This window comes from Flavobacterium sp. 2 (assembly GCF_049949195.1).
Classification (GTDB): domain Bacteria; phylum Bacteroidota; class Bacteroidia; order Flavobacteriales; family Flavobacteriaceae; genus Flavobacterium.
Genome location: NZ_CP188206.1, coordinates 2,327,296 through 2,339,364 on the forward strand (window position 1 = coordinate 2,327,296; position 12,069 = coordinate 2,339,364).

Annotated in this window: 10 protein-coding genes; 4 read left to right on the plus strand and 6 right to left on the minus strand. The window is 34.1% G+C overall.

Annotation, left to right across the window (positions count from 1 at the left end):
• The first annotated feature begins 9 nt into the window (after nt 1-9).
• Nucleotides 10-2,058: an insulinase family protein gene (locus ACNFIH_RS09990; RefSeq protein WP_426486503.1), complete on the plus strand. Its 2,049-nt coding sequence runs from the start codon at nt 10-12 to the stop codon at nt 2,056-2,058.
• A 241-nt stretch (nt 2,059-2,299) separates the two neighbouring features.
• On the opposite strand, the gene ACNFIH_RS09995 is transcribed toward ACNFIH_RS09990, so the two are convergent.
• Nucleotides 2,300-3,166 carry a DMT family transporter gene (locus tag ACNFIH_RS09995; protein WP_426486504.1) on the minus strand — a complete coding sequence of 289 codons (867 nt, stop codon included), beginning with the start codon at nt 3,164-3,166 and terminating at the stop codon, nt 2,300-2,302.
• A 100-nt stretch (nt 3,167-3,266) separates the two neighbouring features.
• On the opposite strand from ACNFIH_RS09995, the gene ACNFIH_RS10000 reads away from it, so the two are divergent.
• The gene (locus ACNFIH_RS10000; protein WP_426486505.1) at nt 3,267-3,644 is read left to right on the plus strand and encodes a heavy-metal-associated domain-containing protein; all 378 of its coding nucleotides are present in this window, start codon (nt 3,267-3,269) and stop codon (nt 3,642-3,644) included.
• Between the two features lie 58 nt (nt 3,645-3,702).
• Here ACNFIH_RS10000 and gldD read toward each other — a convergent pair whose 3' ends face one another.
• From gldD to mutY, 4 genes are read right to left on the minus strand one after another with little or no spacing between them, the layout of a single operon-like run.
• Complete coding sequence (gldD, locus tag ACNFIH_RS10005) at nt 3,703-4,263, minus strand: gliding motility lipoprotein GldD (protein WP_426486506.1); 561 nt, start codon at nt 4,261-4,263, stop codon at nt 3,703-3,705.
• A gap of 1 nt (nt 4,264) precedes the next feature.
• Nucleotides 4,265-5,560, minus strand: a complete 1,296-nt coding sequence (locus ACNFIH_RS10010) for a gliding motility-associated protein GldE (RefSeq protein WP_426486507.1) — start codon at nt 5,558-5,560, stop codon at nt 4,265-4,267.
• A 23-nt stretch (nt 5,561-5,583) separates the two neighbouring features.
• Entirely contained in the window at nt 5,584-6,024 is a 441-nt protein-coding gene (locus tag ACNFIH_RS10015; RefSeq protein WP_026983816.1) for a single-stranded DNA-binding protein, read from the minus strand.
• Between the two features lie 36 nt (nt 6,025-6,060).
• The gene (mutY, locus tag ACNFIH_RS10020; protein WP_426486508.1) at nt 6,061-7,107 is read right to left on the minus strand and encodes an A/G-specific adenine glycosylase; all 1,047 of its coding nucleotides are present in this window, start codon (nt 7,105-7,107) and stop codon (nt 6,061-6,063) included.
• A gap of 140 nt (nt 7,108-7,247) precedes the next feature.
• Between mutY and ACNFIH_RS10025 the strand changes: the two genes are divergently transcribed.
• Together ACNFIH_RS10025 and ACNFIH_RS10030 are read left to right on the plus strand one after the other, a co-directional pair.
• Nucleotides 7,248-7,538: an HU family DNA-binding protein gene (locus tag ACNFIH_RS10025; RefSeq protein WP_007805026.1), complete on the plus strand. Its 291-nt coding sequence runs from the start codon at nt 7,248-7,250 to the stop codon at nt 7,536-7,538.
• A 389-nt stretch (nt 7,539-7,927) separates the two neighbouring features.
• Complete coding sequence (locus tag ACNFIH_RS10030) at nt 7,928-9,472, plus strand: Rne/Rng family ribonuclease (protein ID WP_142450299.1); 1,545 nt, start codon at nt 7,928-7,930, stop codon at nt 9,470-9,472.
• A gap of 135 nt (nt 9,473-9,607) precedes the next feature.
• On the opposite strand, the gene pbpC is transcribed toward ACNFIH_RS10030, so the two are convergent.
• On the minus strand, nt 9,608-11,983 hold the full coding sequence (pbpC, locus tag ACNFIH_RS10035; RefSeq protein WP_426486509.1) for a penicillin-binding protein 1C: 2,376 nt from the start codon (nt 11,981-11,983) through the stop codon (nt 9,608-9,610).
• Nucleotides 11,984-12,069 lie beyond the last annotated feature (86 nt).

The window sequence follows — 12,069 nt, forward strand, 5'->3', positions numbered from 1 at the left end:
TATCGAATCATGAAAAAAATATATCCTTTTTTAATCCTTTTTTTCCTAACAGGAATTATGATAGCACAAGATCGTCCACAACCGAAACCAGGAAACGCCCCAGTAGTCAACATTAAAAAGCCGCAAACTTTTGTGTTGGCAAACGGCATGAAAGTTTTAGTTGTCGAAAACCATAAATTGCCAAGAGTCAGTTTCAACTTAACACTAGACAATGCTCCTTTTACTGAAGGTAGTAAAAAAGGTGTTGACGAATTAACCAGTAGTTTAATTGGAAACGGAACCAAAAAAACAACTAAAGAAGCTTTTAACGAAGAAATTGATTTCTACGGCGCAAACATCAACTTTACCTCACAAGGTGCTTTTGCGAGTTCGCTTTCTAAATATTCTGGACGCGTTTTAGAGCTTTTGGCAGAAGGCGCTTTACAGCCAAATTTCACTCAAACTGAATTCGACAAAGAAAAAGCAAAATTGATTGAAGGATTAAAGGCCGAAGAAAAAAGTGTTCCGGCAATTGCAAATCGCGTTGTTGATGTTTTGGCTTTTGGAAAAAACCATCCTTCAGGAGAATATCTTTCTGAAGAAACAGTAAAAAATGTAACTCTTGCTGATGTTCAAACAAATTACAATACGTATTTCGTTCCAGAAAATGCTTATTTAGTGATCATTGGAGATGTAAAATTTAAAGATGTAGAACCTACTGTTGAGAAACTTTTTGGCGGATGGAAAAAACAATCTGCTCCAAAAAATACCTATCCGAATCCGGAAAACGCATCTAAACTTCAAATTGATTTTGTAGACGTTCCAAATGCAGTTCAGTCTGAAATTTCGTTGGTAAATACGGTAAACTTAAAAATGAGCGATCCTGATTTTTTTCCAGCAGTAATTGCGAATCAAATTTTAGGAGGCGATTTCAATAGTTATCTGAACATGAATTTACGCGAACAACACGCTTGGACATATGGCGCAAATTCAAGTATTGGAACCGGAAAATATGTTGGCAAATTCAAAGCTTCATCTGCCGTCCGTAACTCGGTTACAGACAGTGCTGTTGTTCAATTTATAAAAGAAATCAAAAGAATCAGAACCGAAAAAGTTTCTGAAGATGTCTTGAAAAATGTAAAGGCTGGATATATTGGGCGCTTTGTAATGCAGGTTGAAAAACCTCAGGCTGTTGCGCGTTATGCTTTAAATATCGAAACGGAAAAACTTCCTGCGGATTTCTATGAGAAATACATTCAAACTATAAATAATGTAACTGCCGATGATATTTATCGTGTTGCAAACAAATATTTCCTGCTTGACAATATGCGAATTGTTATCGTCGGAAAAGGTTCTGATGTAATTTCAGGCATAGAGAAACTTCAAATTCCGATTTATTATTTTGATAAATACGGAAATCCGGTTGAGAAACCAGCAACTAAAAAAGAAGCTCCTGCGAGTGTTACTGCAAAAACAGTTTTCGAAAATTATATTAAAGCAATTGGAGGCGAAAAAGCAGTGACTTCAGTAAAAACGCTTTATATGAATGGAAGCACGACTATTCCGCAAGCCCCTACTCCATTGACGTTTACTTCAAAATTGGATTCAAAAGGAAAAATGATGGTTTCGCTAGCTATGGGAACTATGAGCTTGATGAAACAAGTTGTAAATGAAAAAGGTGCTTATATTGAACAACAAGGTCAGCGCAAAAATCTTGAAGGCGATGATTTAAAAGAAATGAAAGCAAACGCAGCTCCTTTTGAAGAACTTCAATTAATAAAAAGAACCGATTTAAAAGTTGACAGCATAGAACCTATCAACGGAAGTGATGCTTATGCAATTAAAGACGGCAAAACAACTTATTTCTACGATATCAAATCTGGATTAAAAGTAGCAGAATCTAAAGTTCGCGAACAAGGCGGAAAATCGGTTACGCAAATCACAAACTTCAATGATTATAAAGAAGTAAAAGGTGTAAAAGTTCCTTTTAATTTAATTCAGAATGTTGGTTTTGAGTTGGATATCAAAATGTCCGATATCAAAATAAATGAAGGAGTTTCTGATGCAGATTTTCTTTAAGAGATGCTAAGATTCTAAGGCGCTAAGTTGCTAAGGTTTCTTTTCTGATAGGCTTCGTCAAAGGTTTAAACTTTGACGAAGCTTTTTTTTATTGAATTAGTCCATAAAGTTTGTCATTTCGACCGAAGGGAGAAATCACAATAAAAACTCCACATTGTGTGTCGCCAATCTTTATCGAATTCCGCGTGCGATTTCTCCCTTCGGTCGAAATGACAACTTTATCTATAATTTTAGAAAAATCTTATTTCTTAGCCGACAAATAAACTCCAATCAAAATAATAAATGCTCCAAAAAACTGAATTGGCGTCAGCATTTCATTATCTAACAATCCCCAGAAGAAAGCAACAATCGGAATTAAATAAGTAACAGAGGTTGCGAAAACAGGAGAAGATATTTGGATCAATTTAAAGAACAAAACATTTGCAATTCCGGTTCCTAAAACCCCTAAAATCATTACAAAAAATATGGAATGCTGCGTGATATCAATATTTATTCTTTGAGAAATATTGGTCGTGCTCAAAATAATTAATGCAGGCAAAAGCAAAACCATAAAATTTCCAGTTGTAATACTTAGCGAATTCAAATCAGACAAATACTTTTTAATCAAATTTACATTTATTGCATAACAAAGCGTTGCAATTACAACCAAAACCACATAATAGTAGTTTTGTCCCGGATGCGCTGATGCACCGCTCAAAACCAGCAAAAGACAACCAACCAATCCAACAAAAACACCCAATACTTGTCTTTTTTGAAACTGAATTCCGAAAATGAGAATTCCTAAAACCAATGTATTTAAAGGCGTAAGTGAATTTAAAATCGCTACAATTGAACTATCAACTTCTGTTTCGGCAATAGCAAAAAGATAAGCTGGCGTAAAGGTTCCGAAAAATGAAGTTATGGCAACAAATTTCCATTGGCGAAGCGAAATTTTCTTCAAACTTCTAAATCCAACAATCAACAAAAATAAGGCTGCAAAAATAATTCGGAAAGATCCAACCTGAATTGCGGTTAAACCTACCAATCCTCTTTTAATTAAAATAAAAGAACTTCCCCAAATAAGAGAAAGAACTAACAAATACGCCCACTTTAATTGTTTTGCATCCATAAACACCATTTTACTGCAAATTTGTACTATTTTTACGAACTGACCTCTTGAATTTTATTAATTTTGCAACAAACATATTGACAATTTAAAAATCATAAATATGAAATTCACTAAAATATTTGCATCATTAGCTATTGCCGGTTTAGTATTCGTTAGCTGCAAGAAAGAAGAAGATAAAAATTTGGCTAACATAAAACCATTAGAAACAACTTCAAAAGAACACAAAGCAATTGCTGCCGAAAACGTACAAACAGCAAGTTTCGAAATTGAAGGAATGACTTGCGCAATGGGATGTGCCAAAACTATTGAAAAAGAATTATCAAATCTTGATGGCGTTGAAAAAGCAACTGTTGATTTTGACAAAAAAATAGCAAATGTAACTTTTGACAAAACAATCCAAAATCAAGAATCTTTAACTAGAATTGTTCAAGGAACTGGAGATGGAAAAACATATAAGGTTTCGAATTTTAAGTCTTAAATTCTGAAATCAATAATTAAAAAAGGCGTTCAAATTTGAACGCCTTTTTTAATATCTTTTATTTCCATTTTATCGTTTCCATCAAACGCTGCATATCATTTTTGATATAACTCGCAGCCGGCATAACTGAGTCAAAATTAGGTTTTGCATAAAAATAAACCGAACCGATTAAAAAGTGTTTTGTACTGTCTGTAACGTAAAATTGTGAGTTTGTGGCGGCGTTTCCATCAACTTGATAAAACATTCCGTATACTTTCTTTTGAGGATTAAGATACGGTTGTTCTAAAATATCATCGGCTTTTATAACGTGCTCGTATGTTAGTTTTTGAGCATCTTTTAAAAGCTTATTAATATCTCCGTGAACAGGTTTATAAGTCAGATAAATTGTGGCTTTCATTTTTGGATACGTAATCGCAAATCCGCAATCTTTTTCACCTTTAATAATTGCCGCTTCATTCATATCAAAAGCAAACGGACAAGTATTTTCAAAATGAACATATTTTGCTTCCGGATAATCCAAACGCAGAAAACTTGCCGGTTTTGGCAAAACGTCATCTTTACAGCTTACCACAGTTAGAGTCAGTAAAATTACTGCCGTTGAAATTATCTTTTTTAACATCTTAATCTATCGTTACTTTTATTTGTTTTACACGCTTTTTGTCAACTGTTTCAATCGTAAAAACGCAGTTTTCAAAAGCTATTTTTTGATCTTTTTTCGGAAAATTTCCTAAGATTTCCAGGATAAATCCCGCCAATGTTTCGGCCTCACCTTTCCGTGCATCAAAAACATCTTCATCAACATCTACAATTCTGTAAAAATCTTTCAGATTGATTTTTCCTTCAAAAAGAAAATTCTTTTCATCAATCTGCGAGAAATTCAGATTTTCATCATCAAACTCATCACTTATATCTCCTACTATTTCTTCGATAACATCTTCTAAAGAAACCAAACCTGACGTTCCTCCATATTCATCAACCACAATTGCCAAATGGCTTTTAAGACTTTGAAAATCCTTTAATAAATTATCCAATTTTTTATTCTCTGGAACAAAAAACGCTTCTCTCATTAAGGTAGTCCAATCAAATTCTTCTTTATCAATATGAGGCAGTAAATCTTTTACGAACAAAACGCCTTCAATTTGATCAATATTGTCTCTATAAATCGGAATTCTTGAAAAACCACTTTCAATAATTTTAGGGTAAATTTCTCCAAATGTTTCTGAAATTTCCAAAGCAAAAATATCAATCCTCGGACTCATAACTTGTTTCGTATCCGTATTTCCAAAAGAAACAATTCCCTCTAATATTTTTTGTTCTTCGGTTGATGTTCCTTCAGAATCTGTAAGCTCCAAGGCTTGCGAAATCTGATTTATTGAAAAACTGTTTTTCTGTTTTCCCAATTTACGCTGCAAATATAAGGTAACAGCGCGCATCGGCAAACTTATTGGCGAAAGTAATTTGTCTAAAAAAGCGATGGGATAAGCAACACGTTTTGCGAATTTTAAATTGTTTCGGCTGGCGTAAACCTTCGGCAATACTTCTGCAAATAATAATATCAGAAAAGTGACCAAAACTACTTCTAAAAAGAATTTAAAAGCAGGAGAAGTAATATGAGAAAAAATATTTCGACCAATAAACGAAAACAGAATAACAACCCCGATATTCAGAAAATTATTAGCAACTAAAAGCGTTGCCAGCAATTTCTTCGGCTTATCTAAAAGATTTGAAATGATTTTTCCTTTTGAGAGATTTTCGTTCAGTGCTTCATCAATATCTTTTTGAGACAAAGAAAAAAGAGCGACTTCGGCACCTGAAACAATGGCTGATAAAAACAGCAAAATAAATATTCCGACAAAACCAATTATTAAATTGATGTCTAAAGTTGTAGATAAAAGTAAACTGGGCTCTGGGTCCAAATTAAAAAAAATTAGTTAAACAATCAGAAAGGCAAGTCGTTTATAGGCAAGCTTTCGTTTGAAGCGTCAAAGTTAGTGTTTTTTGCCGATTCCTGATCCTGATGTGGCTTATGATTTCCGGTTTCTTTTTTGGTTGTCAGGAAAGTAAACTCTGTAACCTGAATTTCTGTAGTATATTTTGTCGTACCGTCTTCTGCCTGCCATTGACGGGATTTTATACGTCCTTCGACATAAATTTTATCCCCTTTTGATAAATATTTTTCACAAATTTCAGCAGCTTTGTTGCGTACAACTAAATTATGCCACTCCGTCGAAGTTATTTTTTCATTAGTGGTTTTATTAATGTAAACTTCATTTGTAGCTAACTGAAAACGTCCTATGCAGTTTCCTCCATCAAAATAATGCATTTTTACATCATCACCTAAATGGCCAATTAGCATCACCTTATTTAATGTTCCGTTCATAGTTTTTGGTAGTATTTCTCCCAAAGATACATTTTTTTAGCAATTTATTTCTTGCTTTTCAATAAAATTATAAATCACAATTGGAAAAGGAAACGTTTTTAACTCACTGGAACTCAAACCATTCTCTATTTCAGAATTAATTTTAACCTTCCAGAACTGTATATGAAGGTGTTGGTGCGAAAGTTTGTGTACAACAGTAGTTTCTGCGCATTCTTCTATGCCTATAATAGTATAGGAAGGAAAAATGTCTTTTTGCATCGCTTTTGATATTATTTCAAAACCCACAATTTCATCCGTTTCCAAAAGAGGGAATTCGTATAAATTATGCCAAATTCCTTTAGCCGTTCTTTTTTGGATTAATGTATTACCTATAATGTCTTCTAAAACCAAATAATTAAAGTAACGATTTGTGACTTTTGTCTTTTTCAGTTTTACAGGCAAATCGGCTACTTTCTTTTTTTGCAATGCGGCACAACTTTCGTTAAAAACACAAACCATACAATTAGGACTTTTCGGCACACATTGCAAAGCGCCAAATTCCATTATCGCCTGATTGAAGATTGCAGCGTTGTCTTTCGGCATTAATTCATAGGCTAATTCTGTAAACTCTTTTTTAGTCGCCGGCAAAGCAATATCAGACTCTATATCAAAATAACGAGAAAGTACTCTGAAAACATTTCCATCAACAACAGGAACAGCCTCATTATAGGAGAAAGATGCAATCGCGGCGGCTGTATATTCTCCTACTCCTTTTAATTGTAACAAACTTTTATAATTTTCCGGAAAAACGCCATTAAGCTCATTTGCTACATATTGAGCCGTTTTATGCAAATTTCGAGCACGAGAATAGTACCCTAATCCCTGCCAAAGTTTCAAAACTTGCTCTTCTGAGGCATTTGCCAAATCAAAAACAGTAGGAAATTCCTTTGTAAATGCAAAAAAATAAGGCATTCCTTGAGCGACACGAGTCTGCTGAAGCATAATTTCTGAGAGCCAAATCAGGTAAGGATCGGCCGTTTTACGCCATGGCAAATCGCGTTTGTTTTGTAAATACCAATTTATCAGTACGTTATAAAAATCCATTGAAAAATACTTAGAAAACAAAAGTAAATGTTTATGTAATTAAAATTTAACGATTTAGCTTGATTAATTATTTTTTTAATTCCTATATTTGCAAACTCAAAAAAATAGTACATCATTTATAAAATAAAATAGGAAAGAAAATGACGAAAGCAGATATCGTAGCGAAAATTTCAGAGAAACTTGGTCTTGAAAAAGGAGATGTTCAAGCAACAGTTGAAACTTTTATGGAAGAAGTTAAGACTTCATTAGAAACTGGTGACAATGTTTACCTAAGAGGTTTCGGAAGCTTTATCGTTAAAACAAGAGCTGAAAAGACTGGTAGAAACATTTCTAAAAACACAACTATCAAAATTCCAGCACACAACATCCCTGCGTTTAAGCCTGCAAAAGTTTTTGTAGAAGGAGTAAAAACGAACAACGAAGCAAAATAATACTATTAATTAACATAAAATCTGACACGATATGCCAAGTGGTAAAAAAAGAAAGAGACATAAGGTAGCTACTCACAAACGTAAAAAAAGAGCGAGAGCTAACCGTCACAAAAAGAAAAAGTAGTTTTAAACTACTTTTTTCTTTTTAAACGTTCATTGAAATTGAAAAAAGATGAAAGAGAAAAGAAAATAGAATATAGACAACAAAAAGTCTATTCTCTTTACTCTATTCTCTACTAATCTTCTTTTCACCGGGTTAATACCTGTTAAAAATATTGTTTAATCCATCCTTGTAGAAGTTGATGGTTTTTGGTTTTTGGTTTTTGGTTTCTTTACCAACAACTATCAACAAGCAACCGACAACCAATTCACGGATAAAAATTTACAGTGTGAATAAAGAATTAATCATTAGATCTAGTTCTGAAGCAGTAGATTTTGCCTTATTAAAAGATGGAAAACTAATTGAATTACACAAAGAAGAAGAAAAAAGCAACTTTCAGGTTGGTGATATTTTTATTGCCAAAATCAGAAAACCAGTTGCTGGACTTAACGCTGCTTTTGTAAATGTAGGCTTCGAAAAAGATGCCTTTTTACATTATCACGATTTGGGTCCAAATCTAGCTTCTCAGCTGAAATTCATAAAACTTGTAAGCGCAGGTAAAATAAAAGATTTCTCCCTAAAAACCTTTCAGTTTGAAAAAGAGATTGACAAAGATGGCATCATTACTGATATTTTAAGTGCCAATCAATCTGTCTTAGTTCAAGTAGTTAAAGAACCTATATCGACCAAGGGTCCAAGAATAAGTGCTGAGCTTTCTCTTGCCGGAAGATTTATCGTTCTAGTTCCTTTTTCTGATCGTGTTTCTATTTCTCAAAAAATAGAAGACAAAAAAGAAAAGGATCGTCTAAAAAAACTTGTTCTATCGATCAAACCTAAAGGATTTGGTGTTATTGTTCGTACAGTAGCCGAAGGCAAAAACGTAGCCGAATTAGAAAAAGATTTGCAGAACCTGCTTGGCAGATGGTCTGCAATGTGTAAAAAATTACCAACTGCTCATCATCCATCAAAAGTATTAGGAGAGCTTAACAGAGCTTCTTCAATATTAAGAGATGTATTCAATGATACCTTCAGCGGTATTCAAATAGATGATGAAGAGTTGTACCACCAAACGAAGGAATATCTGCAAGAAATTGCACCTTCAAAACAATCGATTGTTAAGTTTTATCAATCAAATGACACTCCGATTTTCGAGAAATACAATATAGAGAGACAAATCAAAACTTCTTTTGGCCGAACTGTTTCGATGAGTAAAGGTGCTTATCTTATCATTGAACACACTGAAGCGTTGCACGTTATTGACGTCAACAGCGGAAACCGTTCAAACAAAGCAACCAACCAGGAAGATACAGCCATGGAAGTTAATATGATTGCCGCTGCAGAAATCGCAAGACAACTTCGTCTGCGAGATATGGGCGGAATTATAGTTGTTGATTTTATCGATATGTCTAATCCAGAAAACAGGAAAGTTTTGTTCGACTTCTTGCGAGAAGAAATGAGCGACGATAAAGCAAAGCATAAAATATTACCGCCAAGTAAGTTTGGTTTGGTCCAAATTACAAGACAGCGCGTAAGACCAGAAGTTAATATTAAAACTAGAGAAGAAGATCCAGATAAAATTAATGGCGAAATTGAAGCGCCAATATTAATAATTGACAAGATCGCCTCTGATTTAGAAAGACTTTTAAAAACCCACAATAAAGTTGTGTTAAACACACATCCGTTTGTGGCTGCATACCTCAGCAAAGGTTTTCCATCATTACGTTCAAAATGGTTTTTTGAACATAAGAAATGGGTGAAAATCATACCTCGTGACGCTTACACGTACTTAGAATACCATTTCTATGATAAAAAAGGAAATGTTATTTCAGAATAAAAAAACAAAACCGCCTTTCGAAAGATTGGCGGTTTTTTTGTGGCTTTTTTTTCGCCACGACCCGAGCGACAGCGAACAGGCGATGCAATTCACGAATTTATTTTTATAATAATTCGTGAATTCGTGGCGGAAAATTTATTCTCTTACAATCTCAATTTTTCTCCTTATTTCATTACCTGAAGCATCCACAACCGTGATATAATGTATTCCTGTTGTTGGCGTAATTGGTAATTCATGAAATGTTTTTGTTGTGGCTTTATAAACATCATCTACATACCAAAACAATTCTTTATCTCTTTCAGAATAAGCTACTTTTAAAATTACAGGCTGAACATTACTATTAAAATCCTTCGTTAAATAGATTTTACTGTTTGCTTTTGGATAAATAAAATCCATTGTGGTGGTTTGCGTTCCTTCACAACCTTCTTTAAATGGTGGCAAAGGCAAATATTCAATGTGTTGACTTTTATAATACCAAGCCATAACCGGAGGCAGAACAAACCAATTTTTAGTCACAATATTATCTATACTTTCGCAGCTGCTATTAACCTGAAATTGTTCTGTTTTATCTAAATGAACGGCTTTATGATACGGACAAACTTTCGTCGATTTTCCTTTTTTAGGAATCCATTGTTTGATTTTCGGACAATTGTCTTTTGCCAAATAACCGCTTAAACGACAAACCTCAACCTCGGCTAAATCTGTATACGGAGTATCAAACCATCTTTGCCTTGGCAATAAATTAAAAACATCGAATAAAATTGGTGCGGCACTTGTAACTCCAGTTAAAGTTGGCCTTCCTTCTCCAGTTGCATTCCCAACCCATATTCCAACCACATATCTTGAGTTAGTTCCAATAGCCCACGCATCTCTATTCCCAAAACTTGTTCCTGTTTTCCATGCAATTTTAAGCGAACTATCGTAAAACTTCCAGGCTTCATCGCCTTCCGGTCTGTTGACTTCTTCCATTGCATTGTATGTTAACCAAATTGACCCCGCACCTAAAGTGTTTTTTTGATCCGTTTCTGATCCGAAATCAGGTTTAAAATCATTTTTATAATTTAATTCTGCAAATTCATTAGTTCGATATTTACCATTGTTTCTATTGAAATAATTAACCGTAGAAGAAAGATTTGCATAGGCTCTACATAAATCCCACAAATTACTTTCAGCACCTCCCAAAATAAGCGATAAACCATAATGGTCTGGTGTTTTGTTGATGTTCTTTAATTTGAATTTCTGCAATTCTTCATAAAATTTATTTACGCCAAAATCTTGCAACATCAAGACCGCTGGAATATTTAATGACCGTGATAATGCCCGATGTGCCGGAACTGCTCCATCAAAAGTAAGGTTGAAATTTTGCGGTGTATAACCTGAAATTTGCGTTGGAATATCAGCAATTAAAGTATTTGGTAATAATTCACCGTCATCTAGCATTGCTCCATACAAAAGCGGTTTCAAAATACTTCCTGTACTTCTTGGCGCATCAATAATATCGACATCTTTTTGATGATCTGCATCGGCTGGAGAATTTCCAACATAACTCATTACATTCCTGTTTTGAACATCTATTACCAAAATAGCCAGATTATGCACTTCATTCTGTTTGTATTGATTGTAATAATATCTTGCAATCTGATTAACTCTATTCTGTAAAGCATAATCAATTGTGGTTTTAACTCTTGTTCCTTCTTCATTTTTAGCCACTCTTTGCAATAAGTGAGGCGCAATTTGAGGCAAATCATATGGCTTTTGAGGAAGAGGCTCTTCTATCGAAAGTTCGTAAGTCTGCTTATCAATAATTCCTTCCTGATGTAGTTTTAACAACAATCGATTTCTCTTGTTTAGTAATTTTATCTGATTTTTTCCAGGATAAATCAAGCTTGGAGCATTTGGCAATACAGCCAAAACAGCATTTTCCGCCCAAGATAATTGATTGGCCTGAACACCAAAATAACGCCAAGAAGCCATTTCTAATCCAACAACATTTCCTCCAAATGGCGCATGAGCAGCGTACATTTCAAGAATTTCATTTTTAGAATAACCTAATTCTAATCTTGTCGCGAGAATAATTTCGATAATTTTTTCAAAATACGTTCTGTTTTTTCCTTTTCGGGAAAGTCTGATAACTTGCTGTGTTAAGGTACTTCCGCCTCGAACTACTTTTCCAGCTTTTCTGTTTTGTTTAAAGGCATTGATCATCGCTCCAGGATTAAAGCCGGGATGTTTATAGAAATATTCATCTTCAAAATAAACAATACATTTTTTGAATTTATCAGGAACACTATCTTGTGCCGGAAAACGCCATTGCCCGTCACGAGCGATTTTAGCCCCGAGCAATTCTCCTTCTTTGCTTTCAATCACAGTTGAATAAGGCTCTTTGAACAAAGTTCGTGGTATAGAAAAATAGTAAATCAGCAAAAGCAGAAATGCAATTGCCGATTTAATTTTGTTTCTTTTAATCCAGTTTATGATGCGTTTAAGAAACGCTTTTAATTTATTTTTCAAGACTAATAATGTGGTTTAACCGCAAAGAGCGCTAAGTTATTCGCTAAGTACGCAAAGATTTTTTTTGCCACAGATTACACAGATTA